Below are 19,353 nucleotides of genomic sequence, written 5' to 3' on the forward strand. Positions count from 1 at the left end.
CGCGAAATCTGTATGCCCACCTGCTCAGGTGCGGATGTGCTGATTGTTTGCTACGAGCTTTGCGCGCTCGGCAATCGCCGCGCAACGTCCGATGAGTTCGTCGAAGCGCTCAGCGTCTTCAAGCAGGAGACCGTCGTCGACCATATGCGCGTAGTCGGCCGCGAGCGCGGTGCGAGCCTCTCCGTTTGGAGCCAGTTGCAGATTGCCGTGAACCGCGGCTTCATAGTCCACGGGTGTTCCGTCTGCGGTCTTCTCCGGAAAGAACATGCGCTTGTGCCGCGCCACTGCTGAGGCGAGGTCGCGGTCGGAAATAGCCACATCCGCGATGCCTGCGTCGTCGAGGCGTACCAGGTCATGCCAATGGCGCGCGAAGCGCTCCCCGCGGAGCCGTCCCTGGACGCAGAAGACATGGATCGCCGTGGCCTTCTCCCAAAATGTCCGCTCGGCATGCATCACGCGCGGTGTCGCGGTCGGAAAACTCACGCCCTCGATCAGCCCGTTCGCGTCGCAGGCGACGTCACGCAGGCTCGCCGGTTCGCCCGTCGACCTCGCGCCGAATTCCAGCATGACGCTGGGGGCGACATAGCCTGAGCCAGAAGAGGCGGCCTCGTAATCGATGAAAAGCTTGTCGCCATCTGCCCGTGTCGAGGCTGATAGCCGTTGCGCTGCAATGGCGTCCTGGATCAAGGGCTGCGTCGTTTCGACGACCCATTTCGGCAATCGATCCCGGACAGCTTTCGACCAGCGCTTTTCCTCACTGCGTGTGGTTGGCAGGGCTTCGGCGCGTTCGCCTACCAGATCAGGCGCGATTGCCCGAATGTCATAGGTCAGATCAACATCTTCAGAGAAGCGCTGGATCACCCCATCGGCTTTGGAAAGGGATGTTCCGCCCTTGAAAACGAGGTGCTCACCAAGCTCGGAACTGAAGAGGGTCTGAAGAGCCCAGACAACCCAGACGTCCTTTTCGAGCAGGTGCGCGGGCCGCCCGGAGCGATCTGCAGCTACGGCCAGGGCCTCCTTGCGGTCTGCAGAAGACAACGACACGAAGGGCTCAGGCATGCGCCTCCTTTACGACACTGCGTGCAAGCCAGGTCGGGAACTGCGGTGCTGCGGTTACCAATTCGTCAAACGCCGCTGCGGGCAGTTTCTGCTTCAGCGATCTAAGAGCTGTCTCTGCCTGTTCCGGCCCGAGCCAGGCCAGGGCGCGAACGGCACTGCCAGCCGGCCTCTTCCCCAGGGCAAGCTGCCATCGGGGGGCGTGGCGCAGTTCCACGAGTTGTTTGCCCAATGAGAGCGTGCGGCTGCGACCCGAGGTCAGGTACACGGATCGAACAGGCACTTGCGTGGTCAGGCCGAGTGCATTCGCTTCGGCGGCGCCGGTTGGTACGATGACTTCGCCGCGTTGCGCCGCGAGAGCCTCGACGGCCTGTTCTACGGACGGTGCGCGCGTTCCAAACCGGCTTTTGATCGGTCGCAGGTAAACCCCGCGCCCGGCACGGATCAACTGGCCGCGCTCGGCAAGGCGCGACAAGGCCTGGTCCACACCGGCACGGCTGCCGAGGTGCAGCAGGCCCTTTGCGGCTAGTGGCGCTCCTTCCGGAAGCCCCTCTGCATGAGTCAATATCTGTTCGGCAAGGCGCTGCATGATCGTTCTCCTGTCAGAAATATACGTAGATTTCTGACAGAATTCAATCCGTGCTGTCGAACGTGGTGAGGAGGGTGGTTGCTTCGTGCCATGGGTAGGTAGCAGGCTGGCCTTCGGCGATTTTGAGAGGGGAACACGCTTACCGAAGGCCCTGCAGTTGCAGGCATTCCTTGACGGCTGCAGCCCGCCTCTTGTCCAGGTACTCGGCCAGATCGTCGATATGGACGCCTTTGGCGCATTTCTGCGACGCTTCCATGCGGACGAGAGGAAGGGCGATGGAACCAGCCGAGACTTTGCGGATGAACTTGTCGGTACTCAGACCGAAAAAATCCCTGGCGACATCCTCAGCGGGAATGATCGGTCGCCCGGAATACATCGCTATCAAGAGAAACGCCGTGTTCATGATCCCGGAATGAAACACGATCGCATAGATGGGAGAAGGGCGCGCAGCCGGTTGTCGGGGAGACGGATAGCATAGAGCGCAAATCGGACGGGAGCGTTGGATCGGGGAGATTATCTGAAGCGTGTGAAGGGGTAGGGAACCCGTGCCTGACTAAGTCGCTCGGGAGCCTCGACGCCAAGCAACGCTACTGGGAAGGGCGCGACATCAGTGCACCATTTGCGGTGCAGACAGCCCGATATCCGCTGGAGGCGCTACCACTCTGACGATGCCGGCAGGAGGAGGGTCATCCAGGCTCGCGGCACCGCCTTGAGGGCAGAGACCTCTGCGCTCACCGACCAGAAGGCTTTGGCTTGGGCTGATGCAGGCGTCGGCTGGTGTTCTTGCGGAAGGTGTTGCGCAGATCCCTGTTGATCAGGTCGATGTCGAACCAGTCCGGATCGAAATGCCCGCCGGCCCAGCGAAGGTTGGGGCTGTGGTCCTCGTGGTTCGGATCGCGGATGGTCTCGAGGAAATCGGCATAGGACCAGGGGCCGCCGACGTCCTCGGGCGGCCGGGCATGGGCCCCTTCGGTGCATTCTGCGTGGCGGGGCAGGGGATCGAGGGATAGCCACTCCTCGATCCGGATCACATGGGTCCAGTCATCGCCAAAGTCGTAGAGGTAAGTGAAGGTCAGATCCTGGCCGGAGAAATCCGCCAGCCTGACCCCGGTGTAGTCGAAGATCTGCGGTCCGCCGAAACCATCCTCAAGCTGATCGAGGTCGCCATAGCGCAGCCCGCCGATCCGGAACTCATGCAGATGGCTGTCGGTCCAGCTGAACGAGGCCTGCAGCACCAGATGCAGTTTGTCGAGCGTCCAGTCCGCCGGTAAGACAAGTCGCCGCCAGATCGGCGGGTCAATCTCCGCCAGAGAGACATGCAGGCGGACGGCATTCGCGGGCTGATACAAACCTGCTCCTCCTGATCAGATCGCAAAATCCTCGAGCGATTTTCCCGCAGCCAGCGCTTCGGCGATCCATGCCGGTTTGCGCCCGCGGCCCGACCAGGTGATCTCGGCGTTTTCCGGGTGGCGGTACTTGGGCGCAGACGCCGCGCGTTTCCGGGTGGGAGCGGCTTCCGCAAGCTCGTCGAAGCTGAAACCGAGTTCGCGGGCCAAATCGTCAACCTTGGCGCGGGCTTCGGCCTTGCGACGGTCCTCGAAACTGGCAATGGCCTTTGCGACATTCTTTTGCAACTGCTTCAGCTCGGGGAGCGACAAAGCGTTAAGATCGATATCCGTCATTTGGTCCTCTTTTATTGCCCGTTGGCTTTGAGCCCGAACTCTCGGGAAGGAAGGCGTCTGGCGCTGGAAAGCAGGCACCGCGATTGCGTGTCAGATAAGCGCAGATATCATGGGGATTACAACACGTCGGGGATTGGGGGCTCGCGAGTGGTGGCTTTTGCCGTTTCACGCCTGCCTCGGCTGAATACGAGGGGAGAGTCTGAAAAACCTCGCGCCTTGGCCGGGTTGAGGTAGACTGGGCGAGACGAAGAAGGATGCCCACCGATGCCCAAGCAACCTGCGTTTCCCGGTCTCCGCCACGCGATGAAGAAGAAGCAGACCCGGCGTGAGAAGTTTCTCGCGGAGATGGACGCGGTGGTGCCTTGGATGCGTCTGCTGGCGCTGATCGAGCCTCATTATCCGAAGGTCGGGCCGAAGGGCGGTCGGCCGCCGATGCCACTGGAGACGATGCTGCGGGTGTATTTCCTGCAGCAATGGTATGCGCTGAGCGATCCCATGGCTGAGGAGATGCTCTACGACAGCGAGTCCATGCGCCGGTTCGCAGGCATCGAACTCGGTGATGATCGTGTCCCGGATGAGACGACGATCCTGAACTTCAGACACCTGCTGGAGAAGCACGCGCTGACGGAGCGTTTGTTCGTTGAAGTGAACAAACATCTGGCCGATCAGGGCATCACGCTGCGCTCGGGCACACTGGTCGATGCGACGATCATCGACGCGCCGTCCTCGACCAAGAACGAAGCCGGGGCGCGCGATCCGGAGATGTCGTCAACGAAGAAGGGCAATGACTGGTTCTTCGGGATGAAGGCGCACGTTGGCGTCGATGCCGAGAGCGGCATCGTGCATAGCCTCGAGACCACCACGGCGAAGGTGCATGACAGCCAGGTCTGGGATGAGCTCCTCCATGGCGAGGAGACGTCGGTGTGGGCGGACAAGGGCTATGTCAGCGCTGCGCGCGAGGCCCATTTCTCCGGCCCGGACAAGTTCTGGGGCGTCATGCGGAAGGCGCCGAAGGGCGCTGCGCTGGACCCCATCGACGAGCACATCAATCGGATTATCGCGATGGTGCGGGCGCGGGTGGAGCATCCATTCCGCGTGCTCAAGCGCCAATTCGGGTATCTGAAGACCCGCTACCGTGGCCTCGCGAAGAACCGCGCGCAACTCTTCACGCTGTTCGCCCTCGGCAACCTGTTCCTCGTACGAAGAAAGCTGATGCCATGAGCCGGACTCTGTCCGAGGACCCCGTTTCGGGGCCTCAACAATGCCAAATCCGGCGAAATCAAATGCGCCTCGGGCTCACGCACCGATTTCACAGCCCGGATGGCCGGATGTCGGCGAAGCCGAAGCCGTAGTTCAGACCTTCCGAGGATTGTCTGGGGAAAGCCTTCCCCCTGGTCGGCACTGGCGTTGCCGACGCACCCCCATCAGCGGGGAGACCCCGCAACGCCCCCTGAGAGTGAGAGTGCGGGCGGGTTTTCCGTGACGGGTTGAGGGCTGGAGGAGAGGCCTCCGGCGCCCGTCGCGGAGATCATCCCGATGACCGGAGAGCATCGCACGGCCCGCAAGAGCGGTCCGCGAACGACCCTTTATGACGACATCACCGACAAGATCATCGCCGAGCTGGAGGAAGGCCGGCTGCCCTGGGTCCAGCCTTGGGGAACGGCGGCGGTGCAGGCGCCGCTCGCCATGCCGCGCAACGTCAGCACGGGGCGGCAGTATTCCGGGATCAATGTCCTGATCCTCTGGGGCGCCGTCATCCAGCAGGGCTATCCAACCCAGCACTGGCTGACCTTCCGCCAGGCGCTCTCGCTTGGCGGCAATGTCCGCAAGGGCGAGCGGGGCACGACCGTCGTCTATGCCGACCGTTTCACGCCTGAAGACGAGAAGCGCCGCGCCCGGGAGACCGGGGAGGACGCAAACAGAATCCCGTTCCTGAAGCGCTTTACCGTGTTCAACGCGGCGCAATGCGAGGGTCTGCCCGAAGACATCGCCATCGAGGCACCGCCACCGCCGCCCGGCCTGATCGAGCCGCGGGTCGAAGCGCTGATCGCGGCGACCGGTATCGACTTCCGGATCGGCGGCAATCGCGCCTTCTACGTCCCCGCGCTCGATTATGTGCAGGTGCCACCTCCGCAGGCTTATTTTGAGCCGATCAACTGGCACCGCACGGCGCTGCACGAGATGGGGCATGCCACGGGGCACAGCTCCCGTCTGGCTCGGGATTTCTCGGGCAGTTTCGGAACGAGGAAATACGCCTTCGAAGAACTGATCGCCGAGATTTCGAGCGCGTTCTGTTGCGCCTCGCTCGGGATTATCCCGACCGTGCGCCACGCCGATTATATCGGCGCGTGGCAGGAGGTGATGCGCGAGGATTCCCGCGCCATCGTGCGCGCAGCCTCGCAGGCCAGCAAGGCGGCCGACTGGCTGCTGGCCCATCTGCCCGACGACAGCACCGATGTTGAGCGACAGACCTCGACGGAAGGGAGGGCTGCGGCATGATCCTCCTGACGGCGTCACAACGCGCGCAGCTTTTGGCCAATGGTCGCCAGGCTGATACCGACCACATCCCCGTCGTGAAATTCTTCAATCCCTTCGGCGCCGGTGTCTGGCTCGCCACCGAACTCGACGAAGACGGCGACATCATGTTTGGCCTAGCCGATATCGGCTACCCCGAGCTTGGCTCCTGGAGCCTCAACGAACTGCGCTCGATCCGGCTGCCCTTCGGCATGAGGATCGAGCGCGATCTGCTGTTCACGGGGGACTTCCCGATCTCGGTCTGGGCCGAGGCCGCCCGCGAAACCGGCAGCATTCGCGATGCCGAGCGCCTGCTTTATCGCTCGGGCCGCCTGCCAGGCGGGACACGCCCCGATACGGAGCCCACGAGTTCCTGAGGTTCAAGTTCCACGCTCTGCAGCTTCCGCGCCGCTCTCTTCGAGGGAAGAGGGCGGCGCTTCTCCCCGTGACGCGGTGAAAGTTCGGCGCCCAGCCGACTGCCCGTTGGAGAACAGGACCATGACACGCACCATGAGAAAGCCCGCCATTGACCCGCAGCCGCTCCGGTTCTCCGCCCAGGAGCAGGCCGTGGTCTACGAGGCCCGGCAGATCCTGCTGCGCCACCTCAACCAGAACCCTGTCCTGTCGTCCTGGCAGGCGGTGCTCGACTATTGCGCCCTCACCATCAGGGGCGATGTGGAGCGCTTCCATGTCCTCTATCTCGACCGCAGGAACCGGCTGATCTGCGACGAATGCCTCGCCACCGGCACGGTCGATCATGTCCCGGTCTATCCTCGGGAGGTGCTGCGGCGCTGCCTGGCGCTCAATGCCTCGGCGCTGATCATCGTCCACAATCATCCGGCCGACGATCCCGAGCCCTCGGCGGCCGACCTCGCGATGACGAAAGAAATCCGGAATGCCTGTGCGTCCCTGGGGGTGATGCTGCACGACCACATCATCACCGGTGCTGGCCGGGAGACCAGCCTGCGTGCCCGTGGCGAACTCTGATGGGTATGCGCGTTCATCCGCGGCTCGGCCATGAGAGGTAAAGGAGGGTGGGGGTTTCGTGACGGGCTGGTTGCCGGAGAGAGAGGCTCCCCGGCGTCCGTCATGGAGACCCTGACATGGCCACTGCCAGGCAAAAGATCACCCTGTCGTCCTCGCGCGACATCCCCTTCAACAAGCTGGTGCTCAGCCAGTCCAACGTCCGGCAGGTGAAAACCGGCATCTCGGTCGAGGAATTGGCCGAGTCCATCGCCCGCCGCGGGCTGATCCAGTCCCTGCATGTCCGGCCCGAGCTCGACGCCGAGGGGCAGGAAACCGGCTTCTTCGAGGTGCCGGCTGGCGGCCGCCGCTATCGTGCGCTGGAACTGCTGGTCAAGCAGAAGCGCCTCAACAAGACCACGCCGGTGCCCTGTATCGTCTCCGAAGCCGGCGACAACATCTTGATCGACGAGGTCTCGCTCGCCGAGAATATCGAGCGCGCGCCGCTGCACCCGCTCGACCAGCTCCGTGCCTTCCAGGTTCTGCGCGAGAAGGGCATGAGCGAGGAGGAAATCGCCGCCGCCTTTTTTGTGGATGCCAAGGTGGTGAAACAGCGTCTGCGCCTGGTCTCGGTCTCGCCGGCGCTGCTCGAGACCTATGCCGAGGATGGTATGACGCTGGAACAGCTCATGGCCTTCACCGTCTCTGATGACCACGCCCGCCAAGAACAGGTCTGGGAGGCGATCAAGGATGGCTGGCAGAAGGAGCCATACACCATTCGTCGCATGCTGACCGAGACCACGGTGCGCGCTTCCGACAAGCGGGCGCTCTTCGTCGGCATCGAGGCCTACGAGGCGGCGGGCGGCTATGTTCTGCGCGATCTCTTCCAGCAGGACGATGGCGGTTGGCTCCAGGACCCGGTGCTGCTCGACTGGCTGGCCGGCGAGAAGCTGAAATCCGAAGCAGAGACCATCGCCGCCGAAGGCTGGAAATGGATCGAGGTCGCGGTGGATTTCCCCTACGGCCATACCAGTGGCATGCGCCGCCTGGCCGGCACCACCATCGACCTGACCGACGAGGAGCGTGCCGAGCGTGAGAAGCTGCGGGACGAACTTGACGCGTTGGAGGCGCAGTATGCCGAAGCCGACGAACTGCCCGACGAGGTGGACGTGCGGCTCGGCGAGATCGAGGAGGCGCTGGAGGCCTTCGAGGCCCGGCCGATGCGCTATGATGCCGACCAGATGGCTCGCGCCGGTGTCTACGTCAGCATCCGCCACGACGGCCAGCTTACCGTCGAACGCGGCTATGTCCGTCCCGAAGATGAGAGGGCGACGGAGCCCGCGGGCGCGGATGTCGACGGGGTAACGCCGGAGGGCGGAGAGACCGGTGGCGTCCAGCGCGCCGTCATCACCATGGGCGGCGCATCCGGCGGTTCGGAAGACAGGGAGGAGTATGAGGTCGAGACCATCCGGCCGCTGCCTGATCGCCTCATCAGCGAGTTGACTGCGCATCGCACGCTCGCCCTGCGCGATGCGGTTGCGATGAACCCGCACGTCGCCATGACGGCGTTGCTGCATCGTCTCGTCACGGACTGCTTCCTGCCGCACTCCACCAGGGGCTGCCTAGAGGCCCATGTCCGGGAGGTTCATTTCCCGGCGCAGGCCGACGACCTGGCCGAAAGCGCCTCGGCGAAGTCCATTCAGGACCGGCACGAACGCTGGGGCGATCATATTCCCGCCGACGATATGGCGCTCTGGGACTGGCTGACCGAGCAGGACGATGACACCCGGATGGAGTTGCTCGCCCATTGCATCAGCTTCGGCGTCAACGCGTTGCACGAGAAGCCCAACCCCTATGGCGGCATGGGCGTCAGCCAGCACGGGCTCGATGTGCGCCTGTCCCAGGCCGACCGGCTGGCGCGGGCAACGGGCCTCGACATGGTGGCGGTGGGCTGGCGGCCGACCGTCGGCAACTATCTCGGCCGCGTGACCAAGCCGCGGATCATCGAGGCGGTGCGCGAAGGCGCCGGCGAACGGGCGGCGCAGCTCATCGACCATCTGAAGAAGGGCGATATGGCCAAGGAGGCCGAGCGCCTGCTGGCTGAAACCGGCTGGCTTCCGGAGCCGCTGCGCATGGTCGATCGCGATGCCGATATCGCTATGGACGCCGGGGTCGACACCGAGGCGGATGATCTGCCTGAATTCCTTGCCGGCGATGGCGAGGATGAAGACGCCACGGAGGACGAGGAGCAGTCCATGGTCGCCGCCGAATGATGCTCAGGCGGGGTGGCCTTTGCTGCCCCGCCACATCCCTTCCGTTTCCGCAACTTGCCCGGTCCCCGTGATCGGGCTTTTTCTTTGGAGAACCCGATGCCCGCAATGATCGATATCGACCGGATATTCCGTGAGAACCGCGCCGGTCCGCCATCCGAACGCACGCTGCCTTGGGAGGAAACCCGCGATGGCATCACTGTGGTCGTGGAGCCGAAGCCACATTGGGCGGATGACATGCGCGCCTTTCGTCTCGAAGCCCGCGAATATTGCCGCTACGCCGATTGGACCGCGAACGGCGGTCATGCCCGGTTCTACGGTCATATCGATACCAGCGGCGATGAGGTGATGATGAGAGCGCGCGCGATGATCGCCCGCGAGATTGCCGATGGACTCTGGGGCTGAAGGCCCGTCCACGTCTTACGATAGTCGCCACCGTTTTCCTGTCATGGGCCTCCATGGTTCCAGTTCCAGCATCACCACGGTGCCGGTCATTATGTTCGGCATCGGTGTCCGCCCCCGTCCTCGAACACGCTCCTGATGCCAGCGCGACGGCAAGGCTGGCCGGGCGAAGCATCTGCAATGGGGGAATCGGGCGCCTGTCGGATGCAAGACACCACCCCCGCTTCCATTCGCTAACCTTGGTCTGATCCGTCTCTTTGACATTCAACCCCGGAGGGGTCGGCTTACGCATACGTGCCGCCCTCGGAGATTCGGAAAAAGTCCGAACGCCCGAGGGTGAGTGCAGATCCGGTCAGACACGTCGGGCGCCTGTCGCGCGGGGGATGGTCCCCCGCCTCCAGAGACAGGAGCCAATCCCGATGTCCTATGCAGATGCCACCGCCTTCGCCGCCAGCCTCGCCACCTCGCTGATGGTCGTAATCGTCGTGTTCCAGGCCGGGGACGGAACCCACGGTGCCATGCCGGCCGACGAATTCGACGGCGATGAGGACATGGTGAAGCTGGAACTGGATCCATGGGAGTAAGGCGCGAAAGCGCCTCACCCCAAACGGCCCGAGCGCGGAGACCCGCGCTTCGGTCCTTCAGTGCCTCTCTATGGTCCCCCATCGTCGGCAGCGGAACCGGGAACAAGCCCGGTCAGAGAGGAAGAGTGCGGGCCTTTCGGCAGTGACGGGTTGAGGGCTGGAGAGAGAGGCTCTCCGGCGCCCGTCATGGAGTGATCCCGATGACCTTTGCCCGTTCCGAAACCTTCCGCTCCATCGGCCAGATTCTGGCGGCCGATGTTCTGCCCGCGCTTTTTCGGTCGCAAAAGCTGCCGCTGCGCATCTCTTGCCTCGGCGTCGCCAGCTATGACGCCAGTGACGCGGCGAATAGCTTTGATCGCGTGATCCCGCTTGGGGAATGCCCGTCACCGGAGGAGGCCATCGAGGCCGCAGCCTTGCGCGTGTCGCGCGGTGATATTTGCACGGGGCCGAATAGCTTTCCGTATTTCCAGCCGCGCATCATGCTCATTCAGGACCGCGATCAGCGCCTGGTCCTCGCCGGCGCAATCCGCGGCGGCATTATCCTCTGGCAACAGCCGGTCGCATCCGATGCCGAGGCACGCAGGATCGTGACCAAGGCCAGCCGACTGCGCGGCATGGCATTCCGAGCCTTGGAGCCCGGTGATGCGAGACGGCTGCGTTACCGCGCCGCTGCGCTGGAGGCACGGTTGGTCGATCCCTTCTGGCGCGAGATCGCGGCCGATCTGCTCCGCCTGACGCAGGCCGCCTGAGTTTCACCCTTTCCATCCCATTTGGCTCGGTTCCACGCCGGGCCATGTCATGCCCGGAGACCATCATGGCCGACTATTTCACCCATTTCTCCTGCCTGCTCGATGTGGGCACCCCCGAGCAGGCCGCCCGCGCGCTCGATCTCTACAATGCGCTCTCGGATGAGAATGCCGCTGGGGATCCGCCTTCGGACGGGGTTCTGCTTTCCATTCAACCCGAGCATGGCGGAACCCAGCTCTGGATGCGCGATGATGGCACCGGCGATCCTGAGCATGTCATCCAATTCGTCAAACGCTGCGCGAAGGAGTTCGGTCTGACGGGTCTATGGGGGATGCAATACGCCAATACCTGCTCGAAGCCGCGTGTGGACGGGTTCGGCGGCGGGGCGCACGTCCTCGATCTCGCTAACGGCGAGACGGTGGACTGGATCAATACCGATGGTTGGCTTTCCATCGTTCTGGAGGGAGGCAATCCCTATGAGTGAGGTTATCGAGATCACTGTCTATCACCTCGAAGAACTTTCCGATGCAGCCAGGGACAAAGCCCGCGCCTGGTATCGCGAAGGTGGCTTCGACGATGACTGGTACGATGCCGTCTATGAGGATTTCCAGCGCGTCGCCGAAATCCTCGGGCTGAACCTCAAGACCCGCACCGTCCGGTTGATGGGCGGTGGCACGCGGCAGGAACCCTGCATCTGGTTCCGGGGCTTTTCCTCTCAGGGGGACGGTGCCTGCTTTGAATCGTGGTATTCCCACCAGAAACACGCTCCGCGCCGGATCAGGGAATACGCCCCCCAGGACACCGCGCTTCACCGCATCGCCGACGCCCTTCAGGCGATCCAGCGGCGCAATTTCTACCAGCTTCGCGCAGAGGCCGGCCATCGCGGCCATTATTGTCACGAATATTGCATGGGGATCTCGGTCGAGCGCGACAGCCCGTCGTATCAGGGCATGACCGCCGATGCCGAGGACATCATGATTGAGGCGCTGCGCGATCTCGCCCGCTGGCTCTATCGCCAGCTCGAGCGCGAGTTTGACTATCTGTCGTCGGATGACGTCGTCGATGAGACCATCGTCGCCGACGGTTACACCTTCACTAAAGCCGGCCAACGGTTTGGGTGAGGAGGTTCGGCCTCAGAACTCCTCCCGCAACTCCGCATAGATAGCTTCGATCCGGTCGGCCTCCTCGTCGGTCAGAGCGGCGAATTCTCTCGCTCTGGCGCGTCCGGAGAGTCTGCCACCGTTCTGGTGCAGGAAACGAAACAGCAGGTCGAGCACGCGGTCGGGCATGTCGATCAGGCCCGAGACGCGGGACTTGAACCCGTCATAGGCACGCAGGAACCGGGTCTCTGCAGGCAGGTCATGGTCGATTGTCTGGGCCACGCAGGCGAAGAGGAATTCGGCATGGGGCGTGGCATCGAAGAAGCGATAGAAATCGCCGGTGTCGTTCAGCACCCCGACGTTCCCGCGATCGGTTGGGCGCCAGCTGACATGGGGCAGCAGTCGACGCGAATAGCTCTCGAGCACCTGCCGATAGGCCTCGATCCGTTCGAGGATCACCGCCGACACCGGAAAGACCAGCCCGGGCGGATTGAAGCCGCGTGCAGCAAGCACGTGGTGGATCAGGTAGCGATGAAGGCGCCCGTTGCCATCCTCGAACGGGTGGATATAGACGAAGCCGAAGGCGAGGCCGGCAGCCGCCAGAACAGGATCGAGCCCCGGGGCGATATCGCGGTCGAATGCTTCGAGCCCGGCGATCAGCGCAGGCAGGTCTTCATGCCGGGCGCTGACGTGATCGGGCAGGGGGGCGCCGGTCGCGCGGTCGTGCTCGCCAATGAAGCCGCCCTCCTGCCGCAGGCCCAGATGGACGAAGCGGGCATCGCCGATGACGATGCGTTGGAGGCGTTCCAGCTCTGCCCGGTCGATTGGGTGTCGCCCGGCTTCACCGATGATCTGGCCCCAGCGCCGGATGCGATCCTGGGGCGGGTTCTCGCCTTCGATCTGAAAACTCGACCGTGAATCCTTGAGCAGCAGGAAGGCCGCCGTGCGCGCCAGCAGATCGGCGGGCACCTCGGCCAGCACCGCGCGGGCCTCGGCTGCCAGATCGCGGGCGATGAAGGCTTCGATTGCCGCTGTGCGGAAGATCATCGGGCAGAAATCCGGGGTGCCGGGCAGGTTGTTGCGGACCCGGTGGCGCGGCGAGGGGGCGCCCTCTGCATCCCATTGGAGCTTGGCATCGACCACGGGCGCGTAATTGCCGCGTGTGGCGTCGGGCAGCTCCAATTCCGCGCCGAGGAGCCACTCGTAGAGGAACCAGATCCTGCGCGCGTAACTGCCCGTCGGGGCGGCCTCGACAATGGCCTGGATCGGCTCCGGGCCGGTTGCCTTGAAAAGCCGCTTGAGAACCGCCAGATCCAGCCCCTCGTAACGCAGCGCGAAGGTCAGATGACCGATGAGGCTCGCCTCGGGTTCATGACGGGGCGTGTAGAGGCGCCAGCCGTCGGCCTCGTAGACCTTGTGCCGTGGGCCGATGGCGGAAAGTGTCCGGGGCAGGGGCGTTGCGAGCGCATAGGCATCGATCAGCGCAGCATAGCCCGCAGGTGTGGCCTCCTCGGGGAGCCAGCGCTCGTGAAAAACGGTTACGGCACCTGAAAACGGATTCCTTTGCGCCTGCTCCATGAAATTCAGTTCTTGGTCCCGATGATTGATCTCAAGTCGGTATTTCTCATGAATATCGCTTACAATCAATGAAACCTTGAGAAATCTGATGGTGGGGCGCTGTCGCCGTCAAGTCTGCGAGGCGATGGGGCATGAGGTGCCGAGTCAGAGAGGTACCGGGACGAGTTGAGTCCGGGTGGTCGAGAGAGAGCGCCGTCCGGGTCCTCCCCGTTCCCGCTCTCCGAGGTTCCCCGACATGAATATCTCATCTCCCGTGACCGGTCCGGCCACCCAGCCGGCCCCCGTGATCCTGGCCGCCGCCCATCTCATTCTTCCCCATCTCGAACGCGGTCAACGCGTCGATACTGCGGACCTCCGCAGTGCCATGGAAAGCGCTTTCGGCGCCTCCGACGCCAGCGGCGCGTGGGACTGGAAGCTCGCCTATGAGGCCTGCGAAGTCGCCACGGTTCTGTTCCTGCGCAAATACGGAAAGGCGCTTTTCCGTAAAGCCGCGTCTCCGGCTGCACGGATTTCCGTGTTGGCAAAGATCGCGGCGCTGTTGCCCACGCAGACCCGGCGTTCCGAGGAAAGCCAGAGCTTCCAGCAGTTCAGCACGCCTCTGCCTCTCGGCCTTGCCGCGCTGGCGGCGGCCGCGATCACGCTTGATGACGTAGTGCTGGAACCCTCGGCCGGCACCGGCCTGATGGCTATCCTGGCCCAGACCGCCGGCGGTTCGCTGATCCTCAACGAACTCGCCGAAACCCGCGCCGATCTTCTCTCTTCCCTCTTTCCGGCTTTTCCCGTCACCCGGTTTGACGCCGCCCAGATCGACGATCATCTGACCCCGGAGGCTGTGCCGTCCGTGGTGCTGATGAACCCGCCTTTCTCGGTCATGGCCAATGTCGAAGGGTGGATGGCGGATGCTTCCCTTCGCCATGTTGCCTCGGCGCTGGCCCGTCTTGCTCCGGGCGGTCGGCTGGTGACGATCACCGGCGCTGGCTTTGGCCCCGAAGCTCCGGCCTGGCGGGAGGCTTTCATCCGCTTGCAGGCGCGTGGCCGTGTGGTGTTCAGCGCCGCCGTCGATGGTGCGGTCTTCGCCAGACATGGCACCCGCATCGACACGCGGCTGACGGTGATCGACAAGCTGCCCGCCGACGATCCGCTCCGTTTCCCGGCCTCACCGGGGATCGCCCCCGATGTTGCCACGCTGATCGGATGGATCGAGGCGCATGTCCCGCAGCGTTCGCCGGTATCATTGCCGAAAATCGTGGTGCCCGCTTCGACCGCCACGCCGAAAACCGTGCGAGGCTATCTGTCCCGCGCGACAGCGGCGCGGCCTGCCGCTGCTCCTGCCAACGACCCCGAGGGCGTCGAACTCGCCTATGAGACCGTGGACTGGACGCCACCGGAAGGCGCTCGCCTGTCCGATGCCATCTATGAGGAATATGCACTGCAATCGCTGCGTATTCCCGGCGCCGCGCCGCATCCGACCAAGCTGGTGCAATCCGCTGCCATGGCCTCGGTCGCGCCGCCAAAGCCGTCCTACCGGCCCATGCTGCCGTCCGACATCCGCACCCGTCTGTCGGACGCCCAGCTTGAAACGGTGATCTATGCCGGTGAAGCCCATGCCGATCACCTCGCCGGTGCCTGGGCCGTGGACGAGCAATTCGACAACGTGCGCGCCGCCGCCGAGGATGCCGCCGGTGCTGTCCGCTTCCGCCGGGGTTTCATGCTCGGTGACGGCACCGGCGCCGGCAAGGGCCGTCAGTCGGCCGGGATCATCCTCGACAACTGGCTGCGCGGCCGCCGCAAGGCGATCTGGATCTCCAAATCCGACAAGCTGATCGAGGACGCGCAACGCGACTGGTCGGCGCTCGGCATGGAGAGGCTGCTGGTCACGCCGCTGTCGCGCTTCCCTCAAGGCGCAAAGATCACGCTGTCGGAAGGCATCCTGTTCACCACCTATGCCACGCTGCGCTCCGATGACCGCGGCGAGAAGGTTTCGCGCGTCAAGCAGATCGTCGAATGGTTGGGCAGCGACTTCGATGGTGTCATCATCTTCGACGAGAGCCATGCGATGCAGAATGCCGGTGGCGGCAAGGGAGACCGCGGTGATATCGCCGCCTCGCAGCAGGGACGCGCGGGCCTGCGGCTCCAGCACGCCCTGCCGGACGCGCGCGTGGTCTATGTCTCGGCGACCGGCGCAACCACAGTCCACAACCTCGCCTACGCCCAACGGCTCGGTCTCTGGGGTGGCGAGGATTTCCCGTTTCAGACCCGCGCCGAGTTCGTCGAGGCGATCGAGGCCGGCGGTGTGGCGGCGATGGAGGTTCTGGCTCGCGATTTGCGTTCTCTCGGCCTCTATACCGCGCGCTCGCTTTCCTATGACGGTGTCGAATACGAACTGGTCGAGCACAAGCTCACTGAAGAGCAGCGCCGCATCTATGACGCTTACGCTGCGGCGTTCGCCGTCATTCACAACAATCTCGACGCGGCGATGGAGGCGGCCAATATCACCGGCAGTGAAGGCACGTTGAACCGCCAGGCCAAATCCGCCGCGCGGTCGGCCTTCGAGAGCACCAAGCAGCGCTTCTTCGGCCACCTGCTGACCTCGATGAAGACGCCGACGCTGATCCGCTCGATCGATGCAGATCTGGCGGCGGGCCATGCCGCCGTGATCCAGATCGTCTCCACCGGCGAGGCGCTGATGGAACGGCGGCTGGCGGAGATTCCGACCCAGGAATGGAACGATATTTCCGTCGATGTCACGCCTCGGGAATATGTCGGCTCGTATTTGCTGCATTCCTTCCCGGTGCAGCTCTACGAACCATTCACCGACGGCGAGGGCAGTCTTTCGTCACGGCCGGTGTTCCGGGATGGTCAGCCGGTCGAGAGTCGCGAAGCCGTGGCCCGGCGCGACGAGATGCTCGAACAACTCGGCTCGTTGCCGCCGGTTCCAGGCGCGCTCGACCAGATCGTCCAGCGCTTCGGCACGGATGTGTTGGCGGAGGTCACGGGGCGGTCCCGGCGCATCGTGCGAAAGGGCGAAGGCGCATCGGCCCGCCTGGTCGTCGAGAACCGCGCGCCCTCCGCCAACCTTGCCGAGACTTCGGCCTTCATGGATGACCAGAAGCGCATTCTGGTCTTCTCGGATGCGGGGGGCACCGGGCGCAGCTATCACGCGGACCTTTTGGCGCGGAACCAGCGGCTGCGCGTACATTACCTGCTGGAACCGGGCTGGAAGGCCGATACCGCCATTCAGGGGTTGGGGCGCACCAACCGAACCAATCAGGCGCAGCCGCCACTCTTCCGGCCGATCGCCACGGATGTGAAGGCCGAGAAGCGGTTCCTGAGCACCATCGCTCGCCGTCTGGACACCTTGGGCGCAATCACCCGCGGTCAGCGCCAGACCGGCGGTCAGGGCCTGTTCCGGCCAGAGGACAATCTGGAATCCGCCTATGCCCGCGATGCGCTGCGCCAGCTCTATCTGCTGATCGTGCGCGGCAAGGTCGAGGGCTGCTCGCTCGAACGGTTTGAAACGGCCACCGGCCTGAAGCTGATGGACTCGAACGGCATCAAGGACGATCTGCCGCCGATCACCACTTTCCTAAACCGTCTTCTGGCCCTCACCATCGAGTTGCAGGGCATCCTGTTCTCGGCCTTCGAGCAGCTTCTGCAGGCCCGGATCGACGGGGCGGTTGCATCGGGCACCTATGACATGGGGCTGGAGACGCTGCGCGCAGAGAGTTTCGTCGTCACCAACCGGCAGGTGATCCACACCCATCCGGGCACCGGGGCGGAAACCCGGCTCCTGACCCTGACAGCGCGCAAACGCAATCAGCCGATCTCGCTCGATGCAGCCCTGGCGGAACTGGATGATCCCCGCGCAAGATTGCTCATCAACGAGCGATCCTGTCGCGCCGCGGTGCAGATCCCGACAACCAGCGTGATGCTGGATGACGGCGAGATCGAGCGCCGTGTCCGCCTGATCCGGCCGATGGAAGCGGTGAGCTTCCCCGTGCGGGCGATGGAAGAGACCCATTGGCTCCAGGTTGACAGGGCCGACTTCGCCACGACCTGGAGGGCGGAACTGGCAGAGGTGCCGGAGTTCACCGACAGCATTCTGCATATGGTGACCGGGCTCCTGCTGCCGATCTGGAAGCGTCTGCCGCAGGAGTCGTCCCGGGTCTACCGGCTTCAGACCGATGAGGGCGAACGCATCATTGGACGCCGGGTTTCGGCCGCATGGGCAGCGAATGCCGCCACCAGTGGGGTTATGACCAGCATCACGCCCGATGAGGCCTATGCTGCGCTGATCGAGGGCCTAACGGTCTTCGATCTCGCCGAAGGGCTGCAACTGCGCCGGTCCCGCGTCATGGCCGCGAGCCGGATCGAACTCACCGGCTTCACCGATACCATGCGCGATCGGCTGCGAACCTATGGTCTCTTCAGCGAGATCATCTCCTGGAAGCTGCGTTTCTTCGTGCCGGTGGACGCATCGGGGCCGGCGATCATCGGCAAACTGCTCGACCGTTTCCCGATCGAGCGCATTTCCGAGCGGGAGGCCGCGTGATGGCACGTCTCAACGCTTCCGCACTGGCGCAGCGTCTCGGCCGAGAGGCCGAGGCGGTGTGCCGCTACTATCTCTCGAACGGGGTCAAGCAGGGCAATTACTGGCAGGTCGGGGATGTACGAAACACACCCGGCCGTTCAATGTTCGTCCGCCTGACCGGGCCAGAGGCTGGTAGAGGTGCGGCTGGAAAATGGACCGATGCCCAGAGCGGCGAGCATGGCGATCTGCTCGACGTGATCGGTGAAAGCCTTGGCCTCGTCGACTTCGCTGATATTGCCGAAGAAGCGCGCCGCTTCCTCAGCCTGCCGCATCCCGAACCGGAGCCAAAGTCCCGCAGGGCCCAAACACCGCCAGTACCATCGGGATCGTCCGAAGCCGCCCGTCGTCTCTGGCGTATGACGCAACCGCTCACCGGCAGTCTCGCAGAGGCATATTTTCGGATACGCGGCATTACGGATTTACGTGGAACCGCGAATCTGCGGTTTCATCCGAACTGCTATTGGCGCCCCGAGGGCGATGGTCCCACCGAAACCTGGCCCGCCATGATCGCCGCCGTCACTGACCTCGACGGCAGGATCACTGGTGCGCATCGCACCTGGATTCAACGTGACGGCTCCGGGAAAGCGCCGGTCTATCCGCCGAGAAAGGCGATGGGAGACCTGCTAGGAAACGCCGTCCGGTTTGGCGGGGCGCAGGATGTCATGGCGGCAGGCGAGGGGATCGAGACCATCCTCTCGCTGCGGCAGGTATTGCCGATCATGCCGATGGTCTCCGCACTCTCGGCCGGACATCTCGCTGCTATCCTGTTCCCGCCGCATCTGCGCAGGCTCTATATCGTCCGCGACAACGATCCGGCAGGTGACGTCGCGCGGGACAGCCTGGTGGACCGGGCCATCGGGGCCGGGATCGAGGCAATCACGCTTTCGCCCATGCTGGGAGATTTCAACGACGATCTCGTCAGCTTCGGCCTGGAGGCGCTTCGGGCGCAGATCCGGGTGCAGATCGCCCCCGAGGACGTCAGCCGTTTCATGCCGCGCGCACCATAGCCAGAGAGGGCCGTGATCGGGGATAACCGATCCCGCCATGGGCAAGGGGTTGCGGCACCTCGGCAAGGGGACCGCGCCTTGGCCTTCTTGAGAGGGCGAGCGGCCCACAAACGCTCCGGCCCGGCAATGGCGGCGCCCGACTGATTTCCGTCGGCGGGGAAACCACCCCACGCGACATGTCGCGTGTGGACCCCGGTCCGCCCGCCTTTACAGCGCGAAACAAATCAGCCGGGCTTTGCCATCAAGGCCCTCGCAAAGAGCTCGGGCTGC

18 protein-coding genes are annotated in these 19,353 nt (G+C 64.1%); 12 read left to right on the forward strand and 6 right to left on the reverse strand.

What is annotated here, in order from left to right:
- Positions 1–24 precede the first annotated feature (24 nt).
- The 5 genes from SALMUC_RS15365 to SALMUC_RS15385 form a co-directional block, all read right to left on the reverse strand.
- Complete coding sequence (locus tag SALMUC_RS15365) at positions 25–1,059, reverse strand: nucleotidyl transferase AbiEii/AbiGii toxin family protein (RefSeq protein WP_020043352.1); 1,035 nt, start codon at positions 1,057–1,059, stop codon at positions 25–27.
- Positions 1,052–1,645, reverse strand: a complete 594-nt coding sequence (locus tag SALMUC_RS15370; RefSeq protein ID WP_020043353.1) for a DUF6088 family protein — start codon at positions 1,643–1,645, stop codon at positions 1,052–1,054. Before SALMUC_RS15370 ends, SALMUC_RS15365 begins: the two co-directional genes overlap by 8 nt.
- A gap of 139 nt (positions 1,646–1,784) precedes the next feature.
- Positions 1,785–2,048: a pyocin activator PrtN family protein gene (locus SALMUC_RS15375; RefSeq protein WP_020043354.1), complete on the reverse strand. Its 264-nt coding sequence runs from the start codon at positions 2,046–2,048 to the stop codon at positions 1,785–1,787.
- Between the two features lie 328 nt (positions 2,049–2,376).
- On the reverse strand, positions 2,377–2,994 hold the full coding sequence (locus tag SALMUC_RS15380) for a plasmid pRiA4b ORF-3 family protein (RefSeq protein ID WP_020043355.1): 618 nt from the start codon (positions 2,992–2,994) through the stop codon (positions 2,377–2,379).
- A gap of 15 nt (positions 2,995–3,009) precedes the next feature.
- On the reverse strand, positions 3,010–3,327 hold the full coding sequence (locus SALMUC_RS15385; protein WP_020043356.1) for an H-NS histone family protein: 318 nt from the start codon (positions 3,325–3,327) through the stop codon (positions 3,010–3,012).
- Positions 3,328–3,591: 264 nt separating this feature from the next.
- On the opposite strand from SALMUC_RS15385, the gene SALMUC_RS15390 reads away from it, so the two are divergent.
- From SALMUC_RS15390 to SALMUC_RS15430, 10 genes are all read left to right on the forward strand, one after another.
- Complete coding sequence (locus SALMUC_RS15390) at positions 3,592–4,548, forward strand: IS5 family transposase (protein ID WP_021119830.1); 957 nt, start codon at positions 3,592–3,594, stop codon at positions 4,546–4,548.
- 315 nt (positions 4,549–4,863) lie between these two features.
- The gene (locus SALMUC_RS15395; RefSeq protein WP_020042519.1) at positions 4,864–5,826 is read left to right on the forward strand and encodes an ArdC family protein; all 963 of its coding nucleotides are present in this window, start codon (positions 4,864–4,866) and stop codon (positions 5,824–5,826) included.
- Positions 5,823–6,218 (forward strand): DUF2958 domain-containing protein, encoded by a 396-nt coding sequence (locus tag SALMUC_RS15400; RefSeq protein ID WP_020042520.1) that lies wholly within the window; start codon positions 5,823–5,825, stop codon positions 6,216–6,218. Before SALMUC_RS15395 ends, SALMUC_RS15400 begins: the two co-directional genes overlap by 4 nt.
- A gap of 121 nt (positions 6,219–6,339) precedes the next feature.
- Entirely contained in the window at positions 6,340–6,828 is a 489-nt protein-coding gene (locus SALMUC_RS15405; protein WP_021120476.1) for a JAB domain-containing protein, read from the forward strand.
- A gap of 116 nt (positions 6,829–6,944) precedes the next feature.
- Positions 6,945–9,077: a ParB/RepB/Spo0J family partition protein gene (locus SALMUC_RS15410; protein ID WP_020042522.1), complete on the forward strand. Its 2,133-nt coding sequence runs from the start codon at positions 6,945–6,947 to the stop codon at positions 9,075–9,077.
- Between the two features lie 105 nt (positions 9,078–9,182).
- Positions 9,183–9,479: a hypothetical protein gene (locus tag SALMUC_RS15415; protein ID WP_020042523.1), complete on the forward strand. Its 297-nt coding sequence runs from the start codon at positions 9,183–9,185 to the stop codon at positions 9,477–9,479.
- Positions 9,480–9,895: 416 nt separating this feature from the next.
- Positions 9,896–10,060, forward strand: coding sequence for a hypothetical protein (locus SALMUC_RS29930; protein ID WP_020042524.1), 165 nt, complete (start codon positions 9,896–9,898; stop codon positions 10,058–10,060).
- A 200-nt stretch (positions 10,061–10,260) separates the two neighbouring features.
- Positions 10,261–10,809 carry a hypothetical protein gene (locus SALMUC_RS15420; protein ID WP_020042525.1) on the forward strand — a complete coding sequence of 183 codons (549 nt, stop codon included), beginning with the start codon at positions 10,261–10,263 and terminating at the stop codon, positions 10,807–10,809.
- 65 nt (positions 10,810–10,874) lie between these two features.
- A complete protein-coding gene (locus SALMUC_RS15425; protein ID WP_020042526.1) occupies positions 10,875–11,291 on the forward strand; it encodes a hypothetical protein in 417 nt (138 codons plus the stop codon).
- A complete protein-coding gene (locus SALMUC_RS15430) occupies positions 11,284–11,928 on the forward strand; it encodes a hypothetical protein (protein ID WP_020042527.1) in 645 nt (214 codons plus the stop codon). The genes SALMUC_RS15425 and SALMUC_RS15430 overlap by 8 nt, the downstream gene beginning before the upstream one ends.
- Before the next feature lie 12 nt (positions 11,929–11,940).
- Here the strand turns inward: SALMUC_RS15430 and SALMUC_RS15435 are convergent, their stop codons facing one another.
- Positions 11,941–13,485 carry a Fic family protein gene (locus SALMUC_RS15435; protein ID WP_020042528.1) on the reverse strand — a complete coding sequence of 515 codons (1,545 nt, stop codon included), beginning with the start codon at positions 13,483–13,485 and terminating at the stop codon, positions 11,941–11,943.
- Positions 13,486–13,720: 235 nt separating this feature from the next.
- Here SALMUC_RS15435 and SALMUC_RS15440 point away from each other — a divergent pair, with 235 nt between their 5' ends.
- Together SALMUC_RS15440 and SALMUC_RS15445 are read left to right on the forward strand one after the other, a co-directional pair.
- Entirely contained in the window at positions 13,721–18,037 is a 4,317-nt protein-coding gene (locus tag SALMUC_RS15440; RefSeq protein ID WP_021120479.1) for a strawberry notch family protein, read from the forward strand.
- Positions 18,037–19,083 carry a DUF7146 domain-containing protein gene (locus SALMUC_RS15445; RefSeq protein ID WP_021120480.1) on the forward strand — a complete coding sequence of 349 codons (1,047 nt, stop codon included), beginning with the start codon at positions 18,037–18,039 and terminating at the stop codon, positions 19,081–19,083. Before SALMUC_RS15440 ends, SALMUC_RS15445 begins: the two co-directional genes overlap by 1 nt.
- The last annotated feature ends 270 nt before the right edge of the window (positions 19,084–19,353 follow it).

Origin of the sequence: Salipiger mucosus DSM 16094 (genome assembly GCF_000442255.1) — a bacterium.
Lineage (GTDB): Bacteria > Pseudomonadota > Alphaproteobacteria > Rhodobacterales > Rhodobacteraceae > Salipiger > Salipiger mucosus.

Coding starts and splice junctions, on each gene's coding strand:
- SALMUC_RS15365 (WP_020043352.1), bottom strand. CDS start 1,059: ATGCCTGAGCCCTTCGTGTCGTTGTCTTCTGCAGACCGCAAGGAGGCC.
- SALMUC_RS15370 (WP_020043353.1), bottom strand. CDS start 1,645: ATGCAGCGCCTTGCCGAACAGATATTGACTCATGCAGAGGGGCTTCCG.
- SALMUC_RS15375 (WP_020043354.1), bottom strand. CDS start 2,048: ATGAACACGGCGTTTCTCTTGATAGCGATGTATTCCGGGCGACCGATC.
- SALMUC_RS15385 (WP_020043356.1), bottom strand. CDS start 3,327: ATGACGGATATCGATCTTAACGCTTTGTCGCTCCCCGAGCTGAAGCAG.
- SALMUC_RS15390 (WP_021119830.1), top strand. CDS start 3,592: ATGCCCAAGCAACCTGCGTTTCCCGGTCTCCGCCACGCGATGAAGAAG.
- SALMUC_RS15395 (WP_020042519.1), top strand. CDS start 4,864: ATGACCGGAGAGCATCGCACGGCCCGCAAGAGCGGTCCGCGAACGACC.
- SALMUC_RS15400 (WP_020042520.1), top strand. CDS start 5,823: ATGATCCTCCTGACGGCGTCACAACGCGCGCAGCTTTTGGCCAATGGT.
- SALMUC_RS15405 (WP_021120476.1), top strand. CDS start 6,340: ATGACACGCACCATGAGAAAGCCCGCCATTGACCCGCAGCCGCTCCGG.
- SALMUC_RS15410 (WP_020042522.1), top strand. CDS start 6,945: ATGGCCACTGCCAGGCAAAAGATCACCCTGTCGTCCTCGCGCGACATC.
- SALMUC_RS15415 (WP_020042523.1), top strand. CDS start 9,183: ATGATCGATATCGACCGGATATTCCGTGAGAACCGCGCCGGTCCGCCA.
- SALMUC_RS29930 (WP_020042524.1), top strand. CDS start 9,896: ATGTCCTATGCAGATGCCACCGCCTTCGCCGCCAGCCTCGCCACCTCG.
- SALMUC_RS15420 (WP_020042525.1), top strand. CDS start 10,261: ATGACCTTTGCCCGTTCCGAAACCTTCCGCTCCATCGGCCAGATTCTG.
- SALMUC_RS15425 (WP_020042526.1), top strand. CDS start 10,875: ATGGCCGACTATTTCACCCATTTCTCCTGCCTGCTCGATGTGGGCACC.
- SALMUC_RS15430 (WP_020042527.1), top strand. CDS start 11,284: ATGAGTGAGGTTATCGAGATCACTGTCTATCACCTCGAAGAACTTTCC.
- SALMUC_RS15435 (WP_020042528.1), bottom strand. CDS start 13,485: ATGGAGCAGGCGCAAAGGAATCCGTTTTCAGGTGCCGTAACCGTTTTT.
- SALMUC_RS15440 (WP_021120479.1), top strand. CDS start 13,721: ATGAATATCTCATCTCCCGTGACCGGTCCGGCCACCCAGCCGGCCCCC.
- SALMUC_RS15445 (WP_021120480.1), top strand. CDS start 18,037: ATGGCACGTCTCAACGCTTCCGCACTGGCGCAGCGTCTCGGCCGAGAG.